Origin of the sequence: Donghicola sp. XS_ASV15, assembly GCF_041224595.1 — a bacterium.
Lineage (GTDB): Bacteria > Pseudomonadota > Alphaproteobacteria > Rhodobacterales > Rhodobacteraceae > Donghicola.
In genome coordinates, this window is the sequence record NZ_JBGFGN010000157.1 from 243,090 (window position 1) to 266,843 (window position 23,754).

26 protein-coding genes and 1 pseudogene are annotated in these 23,754 nt (G+C 60.1%); 10 read left to right on the forward strand and 17 right to left on the reverse strand.

Annotation, left to right across the window (positions count from 1 at the left end):
• Positions 1-64: 64 nt before the first annotated feature.
• Positions 65-1,246 carry a cytochrome P450 gene (locus AB9K37_RS15600; protein ID WP_369840545.1) on the forward strand — a complete coding sequence of 394 codons (1,182 nt, stop codon included), beginning with the start codon at positions 65-67 and terminating at the stop codon, positions 1,244-1,246.
• On the opposite strand, the gene AB9K37_RS15605 is transcribed toward AB9K37_RS15600, so the two are convergent.
• Positions 1,243-1,704: an Lrp/AsnC family transcriptional regulator gene (locus AB9K37_RS15605; protein WP_072707130.1), complete on the reverse strand. Its 462-nt coding sequence runs from the start codon at positions 1,702-1,704 to the stop codon at positions 1,243-1,245. The genes AB9K37_RS15600 and AB9K37_RS15605 overlap by 4 nt on opposite strands.
• Positions 1,705-1,957: 253 nt before the next feature.
• Here AB9K37_RS15605 and AB9K37_RS15610 point away from each other — a divergent pair, with 253 nt between their 5' ends.
• The 5 genes from AB9K37_RS15610 to AB9K37_RS15630 all read left to right on the forward strand — a co-directional run bounded on the left by AB9K37_RS15610 (position 1,958) and on the right by AB9K37_RS15630 (position 6,027).
• Positions 1,958-2,266, forward strand: a complete 309-nt coding sequence (locus tag AB9K37_RS15610; protein WP_072707131.1) for a DUF2849 domain-containing protein — start codon at positions 1,958-1,960, stop codon at positions 2,264-2,266.
• 4 nt (positions 2,267-2,270) lie between these two features.
• On the forward strand, positions 2,271-3,941 hold the full coding sequence (locus tag AB9K37_RS15615; RefSeq protein ID WP_369840548.1) for a nitrite/sulfite reductase: 1,671 nt from the start codon (positions 2,271-2,273) through the stop codon (positions 3,939-3,941).
• Complete coding sequence (locus AB9K37_RS15620; protein ID WP_369840550.1) at positions 3,931-4,731, forward strand: phosphoadenylyl-sulfate reductase; 801 nt, start codon at positions 3,931-3,933, stop codon at positions 4,729-4,731. The genes AB9K37_RS15615 and AB9K37_RS15620 overlap by 11 nt, the downstream gene beginning before the upstream one ends.
• Complete coding sequence (locus tag AB9K37_RS15625) at positions 4,728-5,120, forward strand: DUF934 domain-containing protein (RefSeq protein WP_072707133.1); 393 nt, start codon at positions 4,728-4,730, stop codon at positions 5,118-5,120. Before AB9K37_RS15620 ends, AB9K37_RS15625 begins: the two co-directional genes overlap by 4 nt.
• Before the next feature lie 61 nt (positions 5,121-5,181).
• The gene (locus AB9K37_RS15630) at positions 5,182-6,027 is read left to right on the forward strand and encodes a ferredoxin--NADP reductase (RefSeq protein ID WP_369840552.1); all 846 of its coding nucleotides are present in this window, start codon (positions 5,182-5,184) and stop codon (positions 6,025-6,027) included.
• A 165-nt stretch (positions 6,028-6,192) separates the two neighbouring features.
• Here AB9K37_RS15630 and infC read toward each other — a convergent pair whose 3' ends face one another.
• On the reverse strand, positions 6,193-6,738 hold the full coding sequence (gene infC, locus AB9K37_RS15635; RefSeq protein ID WP_369840667.1) for a translation initiation factor IF-3: 546 nt from the start codon (positions 6,736-6,738) through the stop codon (positions 6,193-6,195).
• Between the two features lie 193 nt (positions 6,739-6,931).
• Between infC and AB9K37_RS15640 the strand changes: the two genes are divergently transcribed.
• Positions 6,932-8,014, forward strand: a complete 1,083-nt coding sequence (locus tag AB9K37_RS15640) for a hypothetical protein (RefSeq protein WP_369840554.1) — start codon at positions 6,932-6,934, stop codon at positions 8,012-8,014.
• A gap of 76 nt (positions 8,015-8,090) precedes the next feature.
• Here the strand turns inward: AB9K37_RS15640 and AB9K37_RS15645 are convergent, their stop codons facing one another.
• From AB9K37_RS15645 to AB9K37_RS15665, 5 genes are all read right to left on the reverse strand, one after another.
• Complete coding sequence (locus AB9K37_RS15645) at positions 8,091-9,059, reverse strand: XdhC family protein (protein WP_369840556.1); 969 nt, start codon at positions 9,057-9,059, stop codon at positions 8,091-8,093.
• Between the two features lie 77 nt (positions 9,060-9,136).
• On the reverse strand, positions 9,137-9,940 hold the full coding sequence (locus AB9K37_RS15650) for a glycosyl transferase (protein ID WP_369840669.1): 804 nt from the start codon (positions 9,938-9,940) through the stop codon (positions 9,137-9,139).
• 59 nt (positions 9,941-9,999) lie between these two features.
• Complete coding sequence (locus AB9K37_RS15655; protein ID WP_369840557.1) at positions 10,000-10,353, reverse strand: DUF4112 domain-containing protein; 354 nt, start codon at positions 10,351-10,353, stop codon at positions 10,000-10,002.
• A complete protein-coding gene (locus tag AB9K37_RS15660; RefSeq protein WP_072707141.1) occupies positions 10,350-10,529 on the reverse strand; it encodes a YqaE/Pmp3 family membrane protein in 180 nt (59 codons plus the stop codon). Before AB9K37_RS15660 ends, AB9K37_RS15655 begins: the two co-directional genes overlap by 4 nt.
• Before the next feature lie 75 nt (positions 10,530-10,604).
• On the reverse strand, positions 10,605-11,765 hold the full coding sequence (locus AB9K37_RS15665) for a M20 aminoacylase family protein (RefSeq protein WP_369840559.1): 1,161 nt from the start codon (positions 11,763-11,765) through the stop codon (positions 10,605-10,607).
• A 273-nt stretch (positions 11,766-12,038) separates the two neighbouring features.
• Here AB9K37_RS15665 and AB9K37_RS15670 point away from each other — a divergent pair, with 273 nt between their 5' ends.
• Positions 12,039-13,124, forward strand: a complete 1,086-nt coding sequence (locus AB9K37_RS15670; protein ID WP_369840561.1) for a YeeE/YedE family protein — start codon at positions 12,039-12,041, stop codon at positions 13,122-13,124.
• Here the strand turns inward: AB9K37_RS15670 and AB9K37_RS15675 are convergent.
• The 5 genes from AB9K37_RS15675 to AB9K37_RS15695 form a co-directional block, all read right to left on the reverse strand.
• Positions 13,060-14,343, reverse strand: coding sequence for a DUF3422 family protein (locus AB9K37_RS15675; RefSeq protein ID WP_369840563.1), 1,284 nt, complete (start codon positions 14,341-14,343; stop codon positions 13,060-13,062). The two genes, AB9K37_RS15670 and AB9K37_RS15675, sit on opposite strands and share 65 nt — an antisense overlap.
• 136 nt (positions 14,344-14,479) lie before the next feature.
• Entirely contained in the window at positions 14,480-14,734 is a 255-nt protein-coding gene (locus tag AB9K37_RS15680) for a hypothetical protein (protein WP_369840564.1), read from the reverse strand.
• Between the two features lie 327 nt (positions 14,735-15,061).
• Positions 15,062-16,495, reverse strand: coding sequence for an NAD(P)(+) transhydrogenase (Re/Si-specific) subunit beta (locus AB9K37_RS15685; RefSeq protein WP_369840566.1), 1,434 nt, complete (start codon positions 16,493-16,495; stop codon positions 15,062-15,064).
• Between the two features lie 13 nt (positions 16,496-16,508).
• Positions 16,509-18,083: a Re/Si-specific NAD(P)(+) transhydrogenase subunit alpha gene (locus AB9K37_RS15690; RefSeq protein ID WP_369840568.1), complete on the reverse strand. Its 1,575-nt coding sequence runs from the start codon at positions 18,081-18,083 to the stop codon at positions 16,509-16,511.
• Positions 18,084-18,211: 128 nt separating this feature from the next.
• Complete coding sequence (locus AB9K37_RS15695; RefSeq protein ID WP_369840671.1) at positions 18,212-18,646, reverse strand: isoprenylcysteine carboxylmethyltransferase family protein; 435 nt, start codon at positions 18,644-18,646, stop codon at positions 18,212-18,214.
• A 260-nt stretch (positions 18,647-18,906) separates the two neighbouring features.
• Here AB9K37_RS15695 and kynU point away from each other — a divergent pair, with 260 nt between their 5' ends.
• Positions 18,907-20,100: a kynureninase gene (gene kynU, locus AB9K37_RS15700; protein WP_369840570.1), complete on the forward strand. Its 1,194-nt coding sequence runs from the start codon at positions 18,907-18,909 to the stop codon at positions 20,098-20,100.
• A 38-nt stretch (positions 20,101-20,138) separates the two neighbouring features.
• Here the strand turns inward: kynU and AB9K37_RS15705 are convergent, their stop codons facing one another.
• On the reverse strand, positions 20,139-20,510 hold the full coding sequence (locus AB9K37_RS15705) for a hypothetical protein (RefSeq protein WP_369840572.1): 372 nt from the start codon (positions 20,508-20,510) through the stop codon (positions 20,139-20,141).
• Between the two features lie 169 nt (positions 20,511-20,679).
• Complete coding sequence (locus AB9K37_RS15710; protein WP_369840574.1) at positions 20,680-21,453, reverse strand: gamma-glutamyl-gamma-aminobutyrate hydrolase family protein; 774 nt, start codon at positions 21,451-21,453, stop codon at positions 20,680-20,682.
• Positions 21,454-21,596: 143 nt separating this feature from the next.
• Here AB9K37_RS15710 and AB9K37_RS15715 point away from each other — a divergent pair.
• Positions 21,597-21,752, forward strand: a pseudogene (locus AB9K37_RS15715) (DUF1294 domain-containing protein); the annotation flags it as partial.
• Between the two features lie 51 nt (positions 21,753-21,803).
• On the opposite strand, the gene AB9K37_RS15720 reads toward AB9K37_RS15715, so the two are convergent.
• Genes AB9K37_RS15720 through AB9K37_RS15730 form a run of 3 tightly spaced genes read right to left on the reverse strand, consistent with a single transcriptional unit; the run spans position 21,804 to position 23,670 of the window.
• Positions 21,804-21,974 (reverse strand): DUF2256 domain-containing protein, encoded by a 171-nt coding sequence (locus tag AB9K37_RS15720; protein WP_369840576.1) that lies wholly within the window; start codon positions 21,972-21,974, stop codon positions 21,804-21,806.
• A gap of 2 nt (positions 21,975-21,976) precedes the next feature.
• The gene (locus AB9K37_RS15725; RefSeq protein WP_369840578.1) at positions 21,977-23,461 is read right to left on the reverse strand and encodes an FAD-binding domain-containing protein; all 1,485 of its coding nucleotides are present in this window, start codon (positions 23,459-23,461) and stop codon (positions 21,977-21,979) included.
• An 11-nt stretch (positions 23,462-23,472) separates the two neighbouring features.
• Positions 23,473-23,670 (reverse strand): hypothetical protein, encoded by a 198-nt coding sequence (locus AB9K37_RS15730; protein ID WP_072707153.1) that lies wholly within the window; start codon positions 23,668-23,670, stop codon positions 23,473-23,475.
• Positions 23,671-23,754 lie beyond the last annotated feature (84 nt).

Here is a 23,754-nt window from a genome sequence, read left to right on the forward strand (position 1 = left end):
AGAGCACCATTGTCGCGTGCAACAGGCTCTTGCGCAGGGGGGAACAGTTGCGCAATGTCACCGCATGTCAGTTTTAGAGCAGTCGCCGACGCAGCCCGCGTTCGTCCAGAACCCCTATCCGTTTTACGAGGCTGCCCGCGCCGCGAGCCCTGTGCACGATTGGCAGGACTACAACATGCCCGCCGCTTTTACGCACGAGGCTGTGGCCGCCCTGCTCAAGGACAAGCGGTTCGGCCGTGAAATCCCCACGGAATTGCAGAGCGCCCCTGCCCCGCATCTGACAGACTTTTACCGGATCGAAGACCACTCGATGCTGGAACTCGAAGCCCCGCGTCACACCCGCCTCAGATCGCTCGTGCTTCGGGCCTTTACCAGCCGCCGGATCAAGGGGCTGGGTCCCGAAATTGAACGCCTGAGTCATCACCTGATCGATGAGATGCCCATGGGCGGATGCGATTTGCTGCCCGCCTATTGCGCAATGGTACCGGTGATCGTCATCGCCCGCCTTCTTGGCGTGCCCGAAGGCATGGCGAACCAACTGCTGTCATGGTCCAACGCCATGGTCGGGATGTACCAAGCGGGCCGCACTCACGAAGACGAAGTCGCCGCCAATACCGCCGCCCGCGAATTTGCCTCCTTCATGGAGGACTACATCGCCGACCGCCGCGCGACCCCTGCGGATGATCTGATCTCTGAACTTATCGCGGCCGAGGAAAACGGTCAGCGTCTGACCGTGGACGAAATGATCGCCACCTGCATTCTGCTGCTCAATGCGGGACACGAGGCGACCGTCCACACACTAGGAAACGGCGTAAAAACCCTGATCGAGAACAGAATTCCCGTGTCCGCCCTACAAGGGGACGCTGTTCAGGCCACGGTCGAGGAAATCTTGCGCTACGATCCGCCCCTGCACGTCTTTACGCGTTATGCCTACGAAGATGTGACGCTGTTTGGCTATGATTTCAAACGCGGGCAACAGGTGGCGCTGATGCTGGCCTCGGCAAACCGTGATTCTGCGGCTTGGGACGCGCCGGACCGCTTCGACCCGACCCGTTCGGCGAAAACGAACACCAGCTTCGGCGGCGGCATCCACTTCTGCATCGGTGCACCACTGGCGCGCCTAGAGATGCAGATCGCCCTACGGGTGCTGTTCGAGCGTCGCCCCAATCTGGCGCTAAACGGTCAACCGGAATATGCGAACGTCTACCACTTCCACGGGCTCAAGGCGTTGAACGTCACCTACTAGAGCGGCAGCGCTGTCGTGCTCTTGATTTCTTCCATCGACAAAAGCGCCGTGACGTTGTGCACGCGCACCTCTGAGATCAAAGCCTGGTAGAACTTGTCATAGGCCCGGGCGTTTTCGACCCGCACCTTCAGGATGTAGTCGATATCACCGGCCAGACGGTGCGCCTCTTGGACCTCGGGGCGTTCGCGTACGGCGGTCAGAAATTTGTCCTGCCATTCTTTCTCGTGGGCGCTGGTACGGATCAGGACAAAGAAGCAGGCATCGAACCCCAGCGCCTCGGGATCGAGCCGCACAGTCTGCGCTCCAATCACGCCAGCATCGCGCAATTTGCGAATTCTGTTCCACACAGGTGTCTTCGAAGACCCCACTTTTTTGGCGATTTCGTCCAGCGACTGGCTCGCATCCTCTTGCAACTCCGAAAGGATTTTCCGGTCTACCTGATCAAGCCGTACGCTCATTCTGCATTTCCCCTGTTTTGGAAAACCCACGTTCTATGTCGCGCCACGAATGGAACAAACGTCCTTATTGGCTGCGCCATATAGCCAATATGGGGGAAGATTTCCTATGTAAAGACCAAGATCACCGCAACCGGAATCTCTCGGACGGCATAGCTGCGCAACCTTGCAGGACTGAGCACGACACGCTACGGCGCAGTTCAGATTTCTGCAGATGCAAACTGCCACTTCGTTTTGACACAGGAGCTCGCCTGATATGGCCCGCAAATTCACACCCAAGGTCGTGACCGCAAACCACCTGCTGGAAGGAGATGTAATCTACCTGACCGCAGATGACCGCTGGACCCGCCTCATGTGCGAGGCCGAGCTGATCGAGGATGAAGCCCACGCACAGGTCCGTCTGCTGCACGCTCAGGCCCAGCCCGAGATCACCGTCGGCGCCTATCTGGCCGATGCAGTCGCCGGCGAGAATGGCCCCGAGCCCACCCACTTCCGCGAGGATTTCCGCCGCACCGGGCCCTCGAACTACTTCCACGGCAAGCAAGCCGCCAACGCCGAGGTATAATCGCATGTACAAGTATAACGAATTCGACGCCGCCTTTCTGGCAGAGCGCAATGCCCAGTTCCGCAGCCAGGTTGAGCGCCGCATTGACGGATCGCTGACCGAGGATGAGTTCCGTCCCCTGCGTCTGATGAACGGTGTATACCTGCAGCTGCACGCCTACATGCTGCGTGTCGCGATCCCCTACGGCACCCTGTCGTCGGACCAGATGCGCCAGCTGGCTCTGCTGGCGGAAAAGTGGGACAAGGGCTACGGCCACTTCACCACCCGTCAGAACATCCAGTACAACTGGCCCAAACTGCCTGATATCCCCGATATGCTGGACGCGTTGGGCGAGGTTGGCCTGCACGCCATCCAGACCTCAGGCAACACCATCCGCAACGTTACCGCCGACCACTTTGCCGGCGCCGCCAAGGATGAGTTGATCGACCCGCGCCCCGTGGCTGAACTGCTGCGCCAGTGGTCCACCGACCACCCCGAATTCCAGTTCATGCCCCGCAAGTTCAAGATCGCAATCACCGGATCGCCGAACGACCGCGCTGTGACCAAAGCGCACGACATCGGCCTGCGCGCAGTCGAAAAGAACGGCGAGATCGGTTTCGAAGTCATCGTTGGTGGCGGCCTTGGCCGGACCCCGATGATCGGCAAAGTCATCAACGAGTTCGTCAGCAAAGAAGACCTGCTGCCCTACCTCGAGGCGATCGTATCTGTCTGGAACATCGAAGGCCGCCGCGACAACAAGTATAAGGCGCGCATCAAGATCACCGTGCACGAGCAGGGACTGGATACCTTCCGTGAGAAGGTTGAGGCGCGCTATGCTGCGATCCGCGACCAGTTCGGCGGTTTCGACCAGAAGCTGCTGGCGGATATTGAGCAGCACTTCCTGCCGCCCGCCTTCCGCAACGCCGAAACCACGCCTTACACCGTGGCCTACGACAATGACCCCGTCTTCCGCGCATGGGCCGACACCAACCTGACCGAGCACAAGCAGGCGGACCACGCCATTGTGACCATCTCGATCAAAGAGCACGGCAAGACCCCCGGTGACGCAAGCGCCGACCAGATGCGTCTGATGGCTCATTTGGCGGACAACTACGCCTATGGAGAGCTGCGCATCAGCCACGAGCAGAACGTGATCCTGCCCCACGTGCACAAGTCGGACCTGCCCGCCCTGCACAAAGCCCTGAAAGAAGCTGGCCTTGGCACCGCGAACATCGGTCTGGCGTCGGATATTATCGCCTGCCCCGGCATGGACTACTGCGCACTGGCCACCGCGCGTTCGATCCCGATCGCTCAGCAGATCGCGACCCGCGTCGAAGAGCTGAAGATCGAGCACGAAGTCGGCGAGCTGAAGATCAAGATCTCAGGCTGCATCAACGCATGTGGTCACCACCACGTGGGCCATATCGGCATTCTGGGTCTGGATCGCGCTGGCGTTGAAAACTACCAGGTCACTCTGGGCGGCGATCACACCGAGAACGCAGTGGTTGGCGAACGTGCGGGACCCGGCTTCAGCTATGACCAGATCGTTCCTGCGGTCGAGCGTCTGATGCTGGCCTATCTGGAGCTGCGCGACTCGGCCGAGGAACGTTTTATCGACGCATATCGGCGTGTGGGGCCCGCCCCTTTCAAGGCGGCGCTCTACCCCGAAGCAGAGGAAAAGGCGAATGCAGCCTGATCGCAAAAGCGATGTTCTGTTCGGCGGCGTGCCTGACGCCGTGCCCGATAAGGGCACGGACGATGCAGAGTTGCACGCCCGCGTTGCCGAACTGAACGAACGCTACAAACACCACGGGGCGACCTCCGTGCTGGAACAGGCGCTTCAGGACCCCCAAGCGGGGGAACTGGCGCTGGTCTCCAGTTTCGGCGCCGAGTCGGTTGTGCTCTTGCACCTCGTGTCGATCATCGACCGCAGCACGCCTGTGATCTTTATCGACACCCAGATGCTTTTCGCCGAAACGCTGGCCTACCAGTCCGATCTGGCAGAGCGTCTGGCCTTTACCGACATGCGCGTCATCCGCGCGTCAGAGACGGAAATCGCACGGAACGACCCCGACGGCACCTTGCACCAGTTCAGCACCGACGCGTGCTGCGCCCTACGCAAGACCGTGCCGCTGGAAAACGCACTCAAAGGGTTTGACGGCTGGATCACTGGCCGCAAACGTTTTCAGGCAGGCACCCGCGCCGCCCTCGATTTCTTCGAGGTCGAAGAGGGCACCGGCCGCATCAAAGTCAATCCTCTGGCCAAATGGGCGCCCGAGGATATCAAGAACTACATGGAAGAAAACCGCCTGCCCCGTCACCCCTTGGTGGCCAAAGGCTATCCCTCGATTGGCTGTGCACCCTGCACCTCGCCGGTCAAAGAAGGCGAAGATCCCCGTGCCGGCCGCTGGCGTGGACAGGACAAAACCGAATGCGGCATCCATTTCGTGAATGGCAAAATGGTCCGCAAAGGAGTGAACGCATGACTGTAATCGTGACCGACGCGGGTTTCGCCGCAGATGACTGGACCGGCGGCTTCGAAGACCGCGCAGATGTGGCGGATTTGGCGTCAGATGCCGATCTAACAGGCATTCAAACCCGCTTTAACGAGCTTGCGCTTATTCGTGTGGCATTTCCCTCCTTTGCGGATGGCCGCGGATTTGGTATTGCTCGCCGTCTCAGAGACATGGGCTACACGGGCCGCCTGCGCGCCCAAGGCCATGTTATCGCTGACCAATATGCAATGGCGCGCCGCTGCGGCTTTGATGAGGTTGAAATCAGTTCCGAGCTCGCCGCCCGCCAGCCCGAAGACCAATGGAAGTTCCGCGCCAACTGGCAGGCACATGACTATCAGTCGCGCCTCCGCGCCAGCTAAGTCACTTTCAAATTACAGAATGTGTCGCTATGTTTAGGGCGGCAGAGAAAAGAGATACACGATGACCGAACAAACCGCCGTGACCGAGCAACCCGTTTCGAAAGTCATTCTTCCCGATGCGCAGACCGTCACCTCGGTCAAGCACTGGAATGACCGCCTGTTCTCATTCCGCGTGACGCGCCCCGCGTCGCTGCGCTTCCGTTCGGGCGAATTTGTCATGATCGGCCTGATGGGCGATCCGCACCCCGAAACAGGCAGGCAAAAGCCGCTGCTTCGCGCATACTCCATCGCCTCGCCCGCTTGGGACGAAGAGTTGGAGTTCTACTCGATCAAGGTGCAGGACGGCCCGCTGACCTCGAAACTCCAGCACATCCAGCCGGGCGACCAGATCATTCTGCGCCCCAAGCCCGTGGGCACGCTGGTGCACGATGCCCTGCTGCCTGGCAAGCGTCTGTGGCTGTTCGCAACCGGCACCGGCATCGCGCCGTTCGCCTCGCTGATCCGCGAACCCCAGACCTATGAGGACTACGACCAGATCATCCTGACCCACACCACCCGTGAAGTCAGCGAGCTGCAGTACGGCAAAGAACTGGTGGAGTCGGTCCGCAACGATGAACTTCTGTCCGAACTGATGGGAGAAGGTTTCGCGGACAAGCTGGTCTACTACCCGACCACAACCCGCGAAGAGAGCCCCAAGATGGGCCGCATCACTGACCTGCTGAAGGACGGCACCGTCTTCAAAGACCTCGGGATTGAGGGCCTCTCGCCCGAGACTGACCGCGGTATGGTCTGCGGCTCCCTGCCCTTCAACAAGGACATCATGGAGATCCTCGAAGGCGCCGGCCTGCGCGAGGGCGCAAACTCCGAGCCCGCAGAATTCGTGGTGGAGAAAGCCTTCGTCGGCTAAAACACATCCGAACGAAACATGAAAAACCGCGGTCAGGACAGTTTCCCGACCGCGGTTTCTTTTTGCCAAAAATACTCAAGGCGCACCCATCAACGCCGCCACAAGACCAAAGAAAAAAGCGCGCCCCCAAAGGACGCGCTCGCATTCCTAGAACCGGAGAACCGATTACTTGGGAAGCGGACCGATCACCATGATCATCTGGCGACCTTCCATCTTCGGCATATTCTCGACCTTGCCCAGTTCCTTGACGTCAGCAGCGACCCGCTCAAGGAGTTCGCGGCCAAGGTTCTGGTGAGCCATCTCACGGCCACGGAAGCGCAGGGTCACTTTGACCTTATCGCCCTTCTCCAGGAACTTGAGAACGTTGCGCATCTTCACTTCGTAGTCGTGGGTGTCCGTGTTGGGACGGAACTTTACCTCTTTGACTTCGATGATTTTCTGCTTCTTGCGCGCCTCGGATTCCCGCTTCTGCTGTTCGTACTTGAACTTGCCAAAGTCCATGATCTTGCACACGGGGGGTTTGGCGCTGGGGGAAATCTCCACCAGATCGAGACCCGCTGCAACTGCCATGTCCAAAGCTTTGGCAGGGTGGATCAGGCCTACGTTCTCTCCGTCGGCACCAATCAGGCGAATCTCGGGTCCGCGAATGGCTCCGTTGATACGGGGGCCGGTTTCACGGGTGGGCGGCGCGTTATGCGGTCTGCGTCCTATGGCTGTGTTCCTTCAATCATGAACGGGAAATTGAGAGCGGAACGTAAGGCCAGACCGTCCGGCTTTCAAGCGGGGATTCGCGAAACCGCCCTGTTTTCTGGGGAAATCACCCCAATCGACAAGAATTGATTGGACAGTGGAACCAGACGCCTTTGCGCACGTTGGGACGGCATACGAAAGAGAGGATCTTTTCATGAAGAATTTGGCAATCGCACTTGTCGCTGTGCTTGTGGCTCTGGGCGTCTACACGCTCTACACGGGTCCCGGCGAAGAGGACATCCGCGAGGGCGTCCAAGAAAACGCCGCCGCCGCCGAAGAGACCATTGACGAAGCCGCAGAGGACACCGCTGACGCGGCATCCGAAGCAGGTGAAGCCGTCACCGATATGGCGAGCGATGCAGCAGACGCCGTCTCTGATGTCGCGAACGACGCCGTCGCTGCCACAGTTGAAGCGCTGAACGCCGCAGGTGAGGCGATCGAAGATGCCTATGAGGACGCGAAGAACAGTGCTCAGGAGCTGACCGAAGACGCAGCTATTGCAGCCGAGAACGCTGAAAAAGCGGCCGAAGAAGCTGCTGCTGACGCGGCCCAGATGGCTGACGCTGCTGGCGACGAGATCGCCGAAGAAACCAGCGAAGCTGCCGCTGCAATCGAAAACACTGCCGAGAACGCGGCAGAGGCGACCGAAGAAGCCGCTGCTGATGCCGCTCAGATGGCTGATGCGGCCGGTGACGAAATCGCAGAGGAAACCGGCGAAGCCGTCGCTGCAATTGAAAACACCGCTGATAATGCAGCGGAGGCGACCGAAGAAGCTGCAGAAGAGGCCGCTCAGGCTGCGGATACAGCAGGCGATGAAATCGCAGAAGAGGCCAGCGAAGCAGGTGCCGCCATCGAGGAAACCGCAGAAGACGCAGGTGATGCGACAGCGGACGGCCTGAACGATGCCGCACAGGCCGTTGCGAATGGCGTGAATGAAGTCACCGATGGCGACTTGGTGACCACCACCGAGGCTGGCGAAGCCGCTCAGGAAGCTCTTGGCGACACGCCTATGAATGAAGCTGAAGCCGAAGCGAATGCTGGCACCACTGAAGAAGGTCTTGAGTCGCTGCTGACCGTCGAAGGTTTCGACATGGAGCGCGTGAAGGCCATCATTGATGGCGCCGACCTCAGTGCCCTGCAGAAGACCGCACTGGATGCCGCTCTGACCCAAGCGCAGAACTCCCCTGAAGCGCTGAGCGAAGTTCTTGCCCAGATCCGCGGCGCGCTGAATTTCTAAGCAGCACCTGTGTAAAGACAATCAAGGCGACCTCTACCAAGGGTCGCCTTTTCATATGCGATGAGGCGCAAAGCACTTAACCGTGACGCAACCTCGCCACCAGCTGCGCCAAGATCGAGACGGCAATCTCGGCCGGTCCAGATGCCCCAATGTCCATGCCAACAGGTGCATCGATCCGCGCGATGTCCTCCGCCGAAACGCCTGCGGCCCTCAGACGCTCCACTCGTTTGGCATGGGTTCGTTTTGATCCCAACGCTCCAATGTAGAAAGCCTTACTGTCCACAGCCCGCAGCAATGCTGGATCGTCCAGTTTTGGATCATGTGCCAACACCACCAGCGCAGTCCGCGCATGGATGCCAACCTGCCCTATCGCTTCGTCTGGCCATTCGTTGATGATCCGAGTCTCGGGGAACCGCGCGGCGCTGGCAAAGCTTTCGCGGGGATCAACGACAACCGCATCAAACCCCGCGATTCGCGCCATGGGAACCAAGGCTTGGGCGATATAAACGGCGCCTACGATGATCAGTTCCAAAGGCGGATTTTGTACCGCAACAAAGGTTCGACCATCCTCTCCGACGCCAGAGCGGTCTAGTCTGAAGCGATCTGCATAGCGGTCGACCACTAACTTTGGCCCCCCAATCTCAAGATCAGTGACCAGTGCAACCTGTTCTCGCGCCGTGCGCTTGGCGACAAGCGCCTCCAGCACCTCGACCGGCAGAGCGTCCCCCACCGGCTGGACCAGCACGCGTATTGTCCCCCCACATGCGAGCCCCACAGCAAAGGCGTCGTCGTCTGCAATGCCGTATTCTAGCAGGCGCGGCTGGCCGTCACCGATGGCGTCCAGCGCCTCAAGAACAACAGCGCCCTCGACGCAGCCACCGGACACTGACCCTGCCATTTCCCCATTTCCGGAAATCGCCAACATACTGCCGGTGCGGCGGGGCGCACTGCCCCATGTTTCCACCACAGTAGCCAGTGCGGCACCGCGGCCATCCCGGTACCATTCCAGAGCGCGTTCCGGCATGTCGTCAAACAGAGTGGTCATGGGCATCTCCTCAAGGGAGAACCTTGCCCGACAAGACCTAGCGCAGCAATCCGCAGTTTTGCGCGCTCACGCAGGTGTCACGCCCACGCGTCGCCAAGATCGGTGCGGGCGCGGTCGACCCAGTGATCCTGCAACCATGCACAGGGGCGCGAGTATCGGATCAGGGAACCGGTGTAGCCCGCAATTGCTTCGGGCATTTTGGGGCGCCCATGGAAGCAAACAACCCGCGCATTCTCTGGCAGGATCGGATCGCGCAGGTAGTTCACAGGCGGCAGACCAAGGCAGTCGTATTTGTAGCTGACCACCAGATCTTCGGGGATGTAGGCGAAATCGCCCTTCTCCATCGCCTTGTGCGAGGTATAGCGCTGCTCTGATCCGCGAGCCTCTTCGACGACCTTGTAGGTGTCGGTGGCCAACTCGTCATAGAGGTAGCCGTGCACCGCGGGATCGTAGCGGAACACGCTACCGTGGCCGGTGGGACGACCCTTGCGCTTTTCGGTCCAGTCATGGCGCATGGCGACCTTGCCCGGGGCCATCTCCCAGATCGGGGTTAGATCGCCTGTGATCACCACATCCAGATCGAAGCCCAAGATCGGCCCCTGCAGATCAGGAATTAGACCGGACCGGAACAAAGAGGTTTTGCGCATCGCGCCTTGGCGGTTTGCCACAGCGAGCGCGGCGTCCATCTCGGCCTGATACGGCTCGGACGGCAGATCCAGAACTTCGATGTCGGGGTGAAAGCCTTCGGAATGTTCTGTCATGCAGAAAAACCGGACGGGCACGTTCAGGTTCCGGCGCACACCGGAATAGAGCCGGTTTACATATTCGGGGCCGAACAAGGTGCCCCACTTGATGCAGATAATGTTGGCCGGCTGCATGATCGCCCCGCTGATGGTCCGTGATGATCAGCGGCTTATCGTGGCGGGGCGCATTTGGCAAATCACGCGGGCAGAGATTCGAGATGCTCGCGCAACAGGCGGGCGTTGCGGATGTTTGCTTTGAACCCGACGTCCAGCAGGTCGCCGACCAAGGGAAACAGGCCGATGAACCAGTCCAGAATCATGTTCCAGACCATCTTGGCCAGCAAACCGATAGAGGCGCCGGACCCATGGGCCAACCCCAGAATATAAAGTGACGGGATCAGCGCCACCGTATCCCCGACCCCAGGAACGAGACCCAGAATAGAGTCCCACCCGAACCGGATCGACGTGCCGGGCACGCGAAAGGCGCGGTCCATCAACCGCGCCATGCGCTCAGCTCTCTCAAGCCGTCTTATTTGATTTTCGTCGATCATGCGTGGCGATGATCCGGACCGACAGTCGCGATGACGTAGACGGCGTGGACGATACCGGGGATGTAGCCCAGCAGGGTCAGCAGGATGTTGATCCAGAAGGATTTACCGATACCCACCTGCAGAAAAACACCCAGCGGGGGCAGGAAGATTGCGACGATAATGCGAATGATATCCATGACTTCGTGTCCTTTCGGGGTTGCGTTCGTGTCTTGCAGATACAACCACGCAGGCCCCGAAAGGTTCCGAAAATCTTAGGCCCTCAGCGGCAGGCGCGCCTCGACCATGCCAACGAACCAGCTGCAACCCGCTGGGATAATCTCGTCGTTGAAGTCGTACTCGGGATGGTGCACCGGCGCGCTGTCACCGTTCCCCACAAGGATATAGGCCCCCGGCCGCTCCTCTAGCATATAGGCGAAATCTTCGCCCCCCATGATCAGCGGGGCCTCGTCGCACTGGCCCGTCAGCGACCGCGCCACATCTGCGGCATAGACGGTGTTTTCGTCCGCATTCACCATGACCGGATAGCCATGATGGATTTTGACCTCGGCCACCGCACCCAAGGCCGCTGCCGACTGGGTTGCGACCGCCTTGATGCGCTCTTCCGTCTGATGACGCACATCCTTGTCCAAGGTGCGGAAAGTGCCCTTCATCGTGACCTTTTCGGGGATCACATTGAACGCCTTGGAGCTGCTCTCGATCGAGGTCACAGAGACCACGACCTGATGCACAGGGTCCACAGAGCGCGAGGCAATCGTCTGCAGCGCCGTCACCACATGGGACGCGGTCACGATCGGGTCGGTCGTCTCGTGGGGTTTCGCCGCATGGCCGCCGCGTCCGTGAATGATGATCTCGAACTGGTCCGTCGCAGCAAAGAACCCGCCCGGACGGATCGCGAACTTGCCCGCCGGAATGCCCGGCCAGTTGTGCATGCCGTAGACCTCTTCGATGCCAAAGCGGAACATCAGGCCGTCCTCGCACATCTCGCGGCCGCCACCCCCGCCCTCTTCGGCGGGCTGAAAGATGACCACAGCCGTACCTGCGAAATTCCGCGTCTCGGCCAGATATTTCGCGGCCCCCAGCAGCATCGAGGTATGACCATCATGTCCGCAAGCGTGCATCTTTCCGGCGTTCTGGCTGGCATAGGGTTTGCCCGTCGCCTCTAGGATTGGCAGAGCATCCATGTCCGCGCGCAGGCCAATCGTCCGCCCGTCCTCGCGGCCCTTGATGATGCCCACAACGCCAGTACGGCCAATCCCCGTCACGACCTCGTCGCAGCCAAATTCCCGCAGCTTGTCGGCCACGGTGTCGGCGGTCCGGTGCACGTCGAACAGCAACTCTGGATTGGCGTGGAAATCCCGCCGCCACGCGGTGATCTCTGGCAACATTTCGGCAAACCGATTCTTCAGCGGCATAACGCTCTCCGATTTAGTCTGGGGCAAAGCTACGCCCGCAGAGCGCGACTTCCAGTGTTCAGGGCAGAAAAGGACAGTCCTACTGCCCCGCCCCTGCTTCTGCCGACCACCATCACCCGAGCCGAAGGCCATCACAACGCTTGTCCTGCGCAGCATCGCGCAATCGGAACAGTTTCCCACGTGGACTCCTCGACCCCATAATGAAAAGCCTTGCCAGACTGTTAATGCCCAAGCATTTGAGAACAGAATTCCGATTTTCCGAGAGGGTGCGCGATGTTTGAACAACTGGGACTGGGGGACATCACCCCGCGCGAAGCAAGCGTCTGGCTGGCACTGGCACTGGGCCTGATCTTTGGTCTGCTGGCAGAGCCGACCCGTTTCTGTTTCCGCCGCGCCGTCGCCGGCCCCAGTGCAGGGCGCCGCTCGGCAGGTGGTCTGTGGCTCTGGGCTCTGGGTTTTGCGATCCTTGGCACCCAAGGCGCCGTCATGGCAGGCCTGATTGATTTCGGCGGCCACCGCTATACCACCACCGCCCTGCCTGTTCTGGCGATCGTTATCGGCGGTCTGGCCTTTGGCATCGGCATGGTCCTGACCCGCGGCTGCATCACCCGCCTGACGATCCTGAGCGCGACCGGCAACCTGCGTGCATTGGTCGTCATGCTGGCGTTCGCCGTTGTGGCCCATGCCACGATGAAAGGCCTCTTGGCCCCTCTGCGCACCGCTCTGTCAGCGCAGACCGTGGACTTCGGCATCGGTTCGCTGGCGGCATTGCCTGGCGGTTCGTTGCTTTGGACATTGGTCGTGGCTGTGCCCGCGCTGGTCTACGGCCTGACTGCTCGGATCAACCCCCTAACCCTGATCGCTGGCGCCGTAATTGGCCTGTTGGTCCCCGCCGCATGGGTTGGCACCGGTTACGTCCTGCTGGATGAATTCGACCCCATCGCGCTGGAAAGCCTCGCCTTCACCGCGCCCATGGCGGACAGCCTGTTCTACGTAATTGCCAGCACCGCGGTCGAGCCAACCTTTGGCGCGGGCCTCGTGGGCGGTGTTCTGGTGGGTGCACTGGTTGCCAGCCTGATCGGTCGCCGCTTCGCATGGCAGGGCTTTGACAGCCCGTCGCAGATGGGCCGCTATCTGGCTGGTGGCGCACTGATGGGCATTGGCGGTGTTCTGGCCGGTGGCTGCACCATTGGCGCAGGTCTGGCGGGTGTTCCCACACTCGGTGTGTCGGCTATCCTTGCCATCCTGTCCATCGCAGCAGGCGGCGCGATTGCCGCCCGCTTTGTGGATCGGACTAGTGCACTTGGTTCCGGATACGCCGGATCATCAGATACACAATCACTACAACCGGCAGAGTGACCAAAGCCGTCAGCTCGGTCTTTTCCAGATGCACCAGCTTGCCCACAGGGGCGAGCAGATAGGTCGCCAAACTGACCGCATAATAACTGATCGCCACGACCGACAGGCCCTCGACAGTCTCTTGCAGACGCAGTTGCAGGTCGGCGCGGCGATCCATGCTTTCGAGCAGTGCTTGGTTCTGGGCCGACCGGTCCACGTCCACACGGGTCTGCAGCAGTTGCGCGGCGCGGATCGCGCGATCCGACATGGTGGCCAAGCGCCGCTCGGTGGATTTCACCGTCCGCATCGCAGGGTCGTACCGCCGCATCATGAACTCGGCAAAGGTCTGACGCCCCCACACCCGCGCCTCGCGCAGCACCTCGATCCGCTGGTTTACAATCGCCTCATAGGCCCCTGTTGCCCCAAACCGGAACGCGGCCTGCGTTTGCAGGCTCTCTAGTTCGGCAGAGATCGTCAGTAGCGAATGCAGGGTCTCTTCGGGTTTGTCGTGGGTTGCGCTGCTCATATCCGACATGAGGCGCGTCAGACGGCTATCCACCTCTCCCAGCTGATCGGACATCGCCCGCACCCGCGCCAGCCCCAGCATCGACATGCTCTTGTAGGTCTCGATCTCGCACAGGCGCTGCAAGATCCGCCCGATCCGGCGCTCGCCCGTATGCTCGGCAGGAAAGATCACGAACCGCATATGCCCCGCAGGATCGATTCGGAAATCGCCCGCAATGGTGGCCGCGTCATCCAGCACCGTCGAGATCGCCATACTTTCCGCAACAAACCAGTCATCGCATTTGCGCTGCATCTCTTCGGGGGTGCCCTGCGGCTCGATTCGCACCATGGCAGAGGTCACACGCACGCCGGGCACATCGTTCAGCCATCCCTCGGGAAAGACGTCGAAATCAGCCGGGTCGAATGCACGCTCCCCCAGCCCTTCGAGAAAGACCGTGAACGTCATAAATTCGGTATGCTGTTCCCATTTCAGGATGTGCTTGCCGATCTGCCCCGACCAATGGGTCGCGCCCGGTTGCGGATGGGGGGCGCCATACCGGTCCAGCAGCGCCAGCAGATGTTCCCGATCCTGCGACTTGTCGCGACTGGCTGCATCTTTTTGCTTCTTGATCGCCAGAAAGAGCGCGCGACACGGCGCCGTCAGCATTGGAAACGGTCGGGCGTGCAATTCGTTCGCCAAGGCGTAACGCAGCGGGTGATCGGAAATGGCAGTCATCAGCGAACCTTTTATCTTTCTTTGCAAGCTACCGATTTCCGGCCGCCTTTCAAGAAAATAGTTCGCATTTTCAGTGGGTTATGTGTGCGCGACTGTATACCGAGTTTTCAAATCACAGCCGCTCACCGCTAAGTCGTTATTTATGCGCGAAAAACGGGTCACGACCATCCGGATGCGACCGATTGTTGCGGACGCGCACTTCGGCCAGAACCGCATTCGGGGCGATACGGGCCAAAGCCTGAATGCTAGGTGCGCGGGGCATCACCAACTCGCGGGTTTCTCCGCCGTTTTCTGATAGGACAATCACATATTCCTGCTGCACATCAATCTTGGCACGGGGCGCGTTGCGGCGTGCTTTCAAGCGGTTCAGAAGTTCATAAGAGACGGTCATTGCGCGTTCCTAGATAGATCCTCAGTTTGCCCTTACGGGGCGGAACTCGCAACATTGTGGTCCAACGGCGGACCGATCATCAAAGATGGCTTCAGGTACTTTTGGGCGCTCATCCCTTCGTCCTTTGTTAACGACCATCCTTCGATAGATTTGAGCTTACGGTAAAAAGTTGCCTCTACAATTCTGTAAATTCGCAAGCCCTTCTTTACGATTCATGCAAACTTAAATCCTCATTCCGCGGGCATCTTTGGAATGAATAGAACGGGATAGAAAAGGCCGCCCCTGTTTCCAAGGGCGGCCTCATTCAATCGAACCGGATGGTCCGGATTACTTCAGCATCGGCAGCAGGCTGTCGATCGACGCTTTCGCATCGCCGTAGAACATACGGGTGTTCTCTTTGTAGAAGAGCGGGTTTTCGATGCCCGAGTAGCCAGTACCCTGACCACGCTTGGACACGAACACCTGCTTGGCCTTCCAGCATTCCAGAACCGGCATACCGGCGATGGGGCTGTTGGGATCTTCTTGTGCGGCAGGGTTCACGATGTCGTTCGAGCCGATCACGATGACAACATCGGTCTCGGGGAAGTCGTCGTTGATCTCTTCCATCTCCAGAACGATGTCGTAGGGCACTTTGGCCTCTGCGAGCAGAACGTTCATGTGACCGGGCAGACGACCTGCAACGGGGTGGATCGCGAAACGCACCTCTTTGCCAGCTGCGCGTAGCTTGCGGGTCATTTCCGAAACCGACTGCTGCGCCTGAGCCACCGCCATGCCGTAGCCGGGGATGATGATGACGCTGTCTGCTTCGTTCAGAGCGGTGGCAACACCGTCTGCGTCGATTGCAATCTGCTCGCCCTCAACTTCCATCGCGGGGCCAGCAGCGCCGCCAAAGCCACCAAGGATAACGCTGACGAACGAACGGTTCATCGCCTTACACATGATGTAGGACAGGATCGCACCAGACGAACCCACCAGCGCACCAACAACGATCAAGAGGTCGTTGCCAAGGCTGAAGCCGATCGCAGCCGCGGCCCAACCCGAGTACGAGTTCAGCATCGAGACCACGACGGGCATGTCCGCGCCGCCGATACCCATGATCAGGTGGTAGCCGATGAACAGCGCCAGCAGGGTCATGACGAACAGCGGGAAGAACCCACCGGTGCCAAAGTACCAGAACAGGCAGAGCACCGAGATGATCGCCGCGCCTGCGTTCAGGATGTGACCGCCGGGTAGCTTCTTCGCAGCAGAGGTGACTTTGCCCGCCAGCTTGCCATAGGCAATAACCGAACCAGTAAAGGTCACAGCACCGATGAAGATACCAAGGAACAGCTCAACGCGCAGGATGTTCAGCTCGACGCCGTCTTTCTTGGCGATCAGCTTGGCAAAGCCCTTCAGAGCATCCTTGGTTTCCTGATCCATGCCCGCAACGCGCGACATTTCAATGTGCGCGATAAAGCCGACGAACACAGCCGCCAGACCGACCAGCGAGTGCATTGCCGCCACCAGCTGGGGCATCTCGGTCATCTGGACGCGCTTGGCGACCACAAAACCGATGGCACCACCGCCCGCGATCAGCAGCAGCGACAGCAGCCACAGACCCGAACCGGGACCAATCAGAGTTGCGAACACGGCCAGCGCCATGCCCACGATACCGTACCATACGGCGCGCTTTGCGCTTTCCTGACCGGACAGACCACCCAGCGACAGGATGAAGAGGACAGCGGCGACGACGTATGCCGCCGTAGTGAAACCGAATTCCATAATCGTCTACTCCTTACGATTTCTGGAACATGGCGAGCATACGCCGTGTCACGAGGAAGCCGCCAAAGATGTTGATGCCAGCCATAAAGACCGACAGCGCGGCAAGGAGGATCACCAGGAACGAGCCCGAGCCGATTTGCATCAGCGCGCCCAGAATGATGATCGACGAGATCGCGTTGGTCACAGCCATCAACGGAGTGTGCAGCGAGTGGCTGACGTTCCAGATGACTTGGAAGCCGATAAAGACCGACAGAACGAACACGATGAAGTGCTGCATGAAGCTTGCAGGCGCCACCAGACCAACAGCCAGCAAGAGCAGGCCACCAACGGCCAGCAGCGTCACTTGGGTCTTGGTCTCTTTCTTAAAGGCCGCGACTTCGGCTGCACGCTTTTCTTCGGGCGTCAGTTCCGGCGCTTTTTCCTTGGGCTTCTGGGCCGCGATGGCCTTCACCTTGGGCGGCGGCGGCGGGAAGGTGATCTCGCCCTCGTGAGTCACGGTCGCACCGCGGATCACGTCGTCTTCCATGTTGTGGTTCGGCTGACCGTCCTTTTCAGGGGTCAAGTCGGTCATCATGTGACGGATGTTGGTCGAGTACAGGGTCGATGCCTGTGTCGCCATACGGCTGGGGAAGTCTGTGTAGCCGATGATGACAACGCCGTTGTCGGAAACAACGCGCTGATCCTTTTCGGTCAGCTCGCAGTTGCCGCCCTTTTCGGCTGCAAGGTCAACAACGACCGAGCCGGGCTTCATCATCTCGACCATGTCCTTGGTCCACAGGACAGGTGCATCACGGCCCGGAATCAGAGCGGTGGTGATGACGATGTCCATCTCGGGCGCAAGTTCACGGAACTTCTTCAGCTGGGCTTCACGGAACTCGGGGCTCGAAGGAGCCGCGTAGCCGCCGGTGGCCGCGCCGTCCTGGCTTTCCTCTTCGAAGTCCAGATAGACGAACTCGGCGCCCATGGATTCGATCTGCTCGGCCACTTCGGGGCGCACGTCGAACGCGTAGGTCATCGCACCCAGCGAGGTCGAGGTCCCGATCGCGGCCAGACCGGCCACACCAGCGCCAACGATCAGCACTTTGGCGGGGGGCACTTTACCCGCCGCAGTCACCTGACCGGTGAAGAAGCGACCAAAGTTGTTACCCGCTTCGATCACCGCACGGTAACCGGCGATGTTTGCCATCGACGACAGGGCGTCCATCTTCTGCGCGCGGCTGATGCGGGGCACCATGTCCATCGCGATGACGCTTGCGCCTTTGGATTTGCACAGCTCCAGCATCTCTGCGTTCTGGGCAGGCCAGAAGAAGCTGATCAGCGTTTTGTCAGCGCTCAGGCGTTTGGCTTCGGTTTCGTTGGGTTCACGAACCTTGGCAATGATGTCCGCGGCTTTGAACAGCTGCGCCGCGGTGGGCAGAATTTCGACACCCGCCGCTTCGTACGCTGCATCGGAGAAGCCAGCGGCCTCACCAGCGCCGGTTTCGATGGCACACTCGTACCCCAGCTTTTGCAGCTGAAGTGCCGAGTCCGGAGTCATCGCAACGCGACGCTCCCCCTCGAACACTTCTTTTGGTGTTCCGATTTTCACAGGTATAGTCCCCCTTCACTTAACGTAAACCACCTCTGGAAGAGGTTATTACGGATAGATTTCGTGTAACTTGCGCAAGATTATTTCACAAGCACGCAATTTTCATGATCATTATGATTGAACTGTAGTCAGATCCATCTGCGGGTTTTATGACAATATCGCGCGAATTCCGCCCTGAATTTTCGCCGTAAGCGGTCTTCCTCGGGAATAACAAAGCGACGTTCAATCACCCAGACAAAGACTGGCAAGAGGGTTAGCGCTAGCACCGCGTCAAACCGCAGAATAAACCCTGCCAAAATCAACATATCCCCCATGTAGATGGGATTCCGAGAGCGGCTAAAGATGCCGGAGGTGACCAGATGATCCGCCTCTTGGTGGGGAATCACTGTCGTCCGTTTGCTGCGCATCTCATAGATCGCCAGCGCCAGCAGGATCAGCCCCCCGCCGATCAAAACGCCGGCCATCAGCTGCGCCCATAGCCCGCCAAAGGTCAACCACATCGGCTCGACAACACCGATGGCATAGGCCGCGACGATGGCCGCCAACAGCCACACAGGTGGCATATCGATCCATTGAACCGGACTGCGCAAACTGACCTCCCTCTCTTTGCAACGCTCGCGCAGTCTTGCCGCATGGCAGCATGGGTGCAAGTCAGACCATCGGATCGTGGCACAAGGTCGCAATTCCGTGGCTGTAATGCATCTTTTTTCGCAGATTGTTGCGGTCAGCGCCTATTCTCAGCGGGGCACGTGCCGCCGCGTCCCCTCTTGCGGGTCCCTTGTCCTAGGGTCACGATCCAGCCCCATACGCCAAAGGAGCTTTCATGACCGATTTCACCGCCACCCGCGCGCTCTTTGATCTGCCCGAAGGGCTTGTTTATCTGGACGGAAACTCTCTTGGCCCCCTGCCCCGCGCCACCGCAGACCGTGTCGCCCGCACGGTGACCGATGAGTGGGGCCAGATGCTGATCGGCGGCTGGAACAAGGCCGGATGGATGGCGCAACCGGCAGCCCTTGGCGACCGGATCGGACGTCTGATCGGCGCCCCCGCAGGCCACGTCGTGGTTGGCGACACGTTGTCGATCAAAGTCTTCCAAGCCCTCGCCGCCGCCCTGCAAATGCGCCCAGATCGGAAAGTCGTGCTTTCCGACAGCGGAAACTTCCCTTCGGACCTTTATATGGCCGAAGGACTGCTTGGCGCACTGGGCCCCGATTACGAATTGCGAGTCGTCGCCCCCGAAGACATCGCTAAAAACATCACCGAGGATGTCGCCGTCCTGATGTTGACCGAAGTCGATTATCGCACCGGCCGTATGCACGACATGGCCGCCCTGACCGCCCAAGCCCACACAGTTGGCGCCCTGACAGTCTGGGATCTGGCCCATTCTGCCGGAGCGGTCCCCGTAGATCTGATCGGCGCTCATGCGGATTTCGCCGTGGGCTGCACCTATAAATACCTGAACGCCGGCCCCGGCGCACCTGCCTTTATCTACGTCGCGCCCCAGCACGCGGACATGGCCCGCCCGATCCTGTCGGGTTGGCTCGGCCACGCTACCCCTTTTGCGTTTGAACAGGCCTACCGTGCGGGCGAAGGCATTGCCCGTATGCGTTGCGGCACCCCGCCGGTGATCCAGCTGGCCGCCTTGGACGCTGCGCTCGACATCTGGGATACGGTCGACATGAGTGCCCTGCGCGCCGCCTCGATAGACCTCTCCGAAGCCTTCATCGCAGGGGTCGAAGCCGCCTGTCCGGACCTAACCCTCGCCTCCCCGCGCGATCCCGCCCAGCGCGGCAGCCAAGTGTCCTTCCGCTTTGGCGAAGGGTATGCCGCCATGCAGGCCTTGATCGCCCGCGGCGTGGTCGGCGACTTTCGCGCGCCGGACATCATGCGCTTTGGCTTCACTCCGCTTTATATCGGGATGGACGACGTCACCCGTGCGGTCGAAATTATCGCAGATGTCATGCAAAACCGCCTCTGGGACCGCCCCGAATACAAGGCGCGCGCGGCGGTGACTTGAAAAAACGGGGCCCTCGACGGCCCCGCCAAGCGCCAAAATCAGTTGAGAGGCGCAAACATATTGCAGGCCTCTTCGCCGCTTTCTCCAACAGGCGTGCAGGACACGAACATATTGCTCGGAATGTCGATCTCCTCGCCGTACTGAGAAACCGATGTCACCTCTTCTCCCGCATCATTGAACGTGACCGTGATGGCGTATCCCGAAATAAACTCGCTAAACGCACTGGTCGCATTCCCGCATGTCACTGTTACAGCGTCGTAGAAGCATTCCTCGCCGCCATTCATCTCGCCTGTGCAAATTTCAACGACAGGCAAGCTGCCGCCGCCGGTCTCTTCGTAGCTAAAGCATGCAGCTTGAACTGCGGTTGCACCAAACACCAAGGCTGTTGCGGTAAAGAAAGGCTTGAACATATCAGATCCTTAAAAATATCCATCGAAGCGCCGAAAAGGCACCACTAACGGATAGGTGTATGCGGCATCACCTTCGATTCTTGCAACTCAGAGAGGCAAAACCTGATCCAAAAATACCTGTTTGGCACTTAGTGATCGCGAAATCGACGATCTACCGAGCGTTTCACAGCTATGCCGTCAGCTTTTGCGGTCTGCGGTGGGCGTGCCACGCCGCCAATGCCTCGCCGAACGCTTGGAAGAGCGGACGTGAGACCGGATCGTTCGCAGCGTTCCATTCGGGGTGCCATTGGACGGACATGGTGAAGCCCGGCGCATCCTTGACATAGATGGCTTCGGGCGTGCCGTCGGGGGCGTAACCGTCGATGACAATGCGCTGTCCAGCGTCCTTGATCCCTTGGCCGTGCAAGGTGTTCGTCATCACTTTTTGCGCGCCCATGAGGCGGTGGAACGGGCCGCCTTGGGTAAAGCTGACCTCGTGGCGCAGGGCGAACTTTTCTTCGATCGTGCCATCAGGAGGCATGCGGTGGTTGTCCCGTCCCGGCAGGTCGCGGATTTCAGGATAGAGAGAGCCACCCATCGCCACGTTCACCTCTTGGAAACCACGGCAAATGCCCAAAACGGGCTGACCGCGTTCGACGCAGGCCCGCACCAAAGGCAAGGTGATCGCATCACGCGCGCGGTCGGGCGTGCCGTGGGCTTCGGTCCAAGTTTCCCCGTATTCTTCGGGGTGGACGTTCGGTCGCCCGCCGGTCAAAAGAAAGCCGTCGCACGCCTCCATCAAATCGCAGACGGACACATAGCGCGGATCGGCGGGCACGATCAGCGGGATCGCGCGACACACATCGGCGACGGCCTCTGAATTCATGGTGCCTCCGGCGTGGACCGGATAGCTGGTGTCCAGCAGGGCGTGGTTTCCAATGATGCCGACAACGGGCCGGGACATAGTGTTCCTCCGATTGGGTCAAAAGAAAGATAGGCTTTTCGGCGGCACTAAGAAAGTGCGCAAGTAAAGGGTGGGCTGTGCAAGGATTTTCCAGACTTTTGGACGTGACGCCGGAAACTTGGGCAGTGATCGCCTATTTGGCGGTGAACGGCCTGACGTTTCTGCTGTTCGGCTGGGACAAACTGCGCGCCATTCTGAAAAATCGCCGCACACCGGAATTTCGCCTGCTTTTTCTAGCCTTTATCGGCGGCAGTGTTGGGGCCAAAGCGGGTCAGAAAGTGTTCACCCACAAGACGACGAAACAACCCTTTGCCCGCCGTTTGAACCGCATCTGCGCGTTCCATCTGGTTTTACTGGCGCTCTGGGGTCTGGCCAGCTTTGGGGCGTTCGGACCGGCACCGATCCGAGCAATAGCGGACCTCGTCCCAGACCTTCGCCCATTTCTTACGCCATGAGAACGGGCGCCCACAGATAACGCAGGTTTTCGAGGGCAGATCGGATTTGCGGCGCATCTTGGCCATGGTCACAGGTCCAAGGACATCTGGCGGGAATCGCCGCCGCGTTTGCGCGAGCTGCGGTCGTTGACGAACCGGCGGGCACTGTCCTGACGGCTGGCGTGGCGCTCGATCACGCGGGCGGCGGCAGGGGCGTGACCTGCATCGCGCCGGATCGCCCAGATGCGATCGCGGGCAGCGCGCGCAGCGGCAGGGACGTCCACCACAGGCGCGGGATAGGCCAGCTTCGCCGCGCCCTCCCACTTCCACGGCTCTTGAAGCAGGGCATCGGGTACAGCAGCCAATTCCGGCAGCCACCGGCGGGTAAACGTGCCAGTGGGGTCCTGATCATGCCCCTGCTTGATCGGGTTATAAATGCGGGGCGTGTTGATGCCCGTGGTCCCCGACTGCATCTGGACCTGAGACCAGTGGATCCCCGGCTCGTAATCGGTGAACTGCCGCGCCAGATGGGCCCCCGTGTGCCGCCAATCCAGCCAAAGGTGATAGCTGGCCACCGCCATCACCATCGATCGCATCCGGAAGTTCAGCCACCCTGTCGCGGCCAGCGACCGCATGCAGGCGTCCAGAAACGGCAACCCCGTCTCCCCCCGCTCCCATGCGCGGCGCAGAGTCGGGTCGTCCTCTCGCAAACCTTGGTAGGCGGGGTGCATGGCGCGGTATTCGATCGCGGGCTCATCCTCGAGCTTCTGCATGAAGTGGTCCCGCCACGCGAGCCGCGATTCGAACGCCCGAAGTGACCCTTTCCACCCGCCAACAGCGGTCTTCTTGCGCACCGCGCCCGCTGCCTCGGCCTCTCGGGCAGACAGTGTCCCCCACGCCAAATGCGGCGAGATCCGCGAACAGGCGACGGCCCCTTGCAAAGGCGTCGACATCTGCCGCTGATAGTGCTCTCCGCGCACGCTGAGGAAACTGTCCAGCAGGGCCAACCCTTCGGACCGCCCGCCCTTTTGCCGATCGGGGCAAGGATCGACGAGGCCCAGATCAGGCATCGGATCAGACACTGCCGCAATCCCGCGCAGACCCACAGGCGCAGGCAGGACATCCTGCCCCATAAAGCGGTCCCGCAGACCCGCCCAGCCATTGCGCGAGGTCAACCGCCGCACGACGCCGGTCTGGGGCAATTCCGTGAACTGAACACCAGCCCCCCGCGCCCAAGCGCCGACCCGCAGATCGCGGGCATAGGTCCAGCCATTGCCGATCTCTTCGTGGGCGACGACCTCTGTGACCTTGTGCCGGACCCGCAAATCCTCCAGCACATCCACCGCGTCCCCCACACGTACACAAAGAGCCACACCCAGCCTCTTCAAGGCTACATGCAGCTCTCTCAAACTCTCTAAAACGAATGCCCATTGGCGACCGGACGCATCGCTCTGCGCCCAGAGTTCCGGTTCAACGATATACAGGGCCAATACGTCGCCCCGCGCCGCCGCATAGGTCAGCGCAGGGTGGTCAACAACCCGTAAATCCCTTTTGAACCAGACAATTGCGGCCAACAGGCCCCCCGTTATTCTTCGACGCCAACAGCAGAGGGGGCAGTGTCAGACGGCGCGCCATCTTCGGCGACTTTCTCGTTCGCGCCAACAGAAACCATGACGATCACCAACAGAAGCGCGACCCCGAAAACACCGGCGGCACCGATGCCCCACAAAGAGGGTTTATGTTGCTTCTTCTGGCGGTCAAGGTTGGTGTCCGGTGCAGACATGAGAAAATTCTCCTTTGTTCGGTGTTGGTGGTTCCATTCCACAAAACAACACATAGAGTCGGGGTCAGGTTCCACACTCGAACC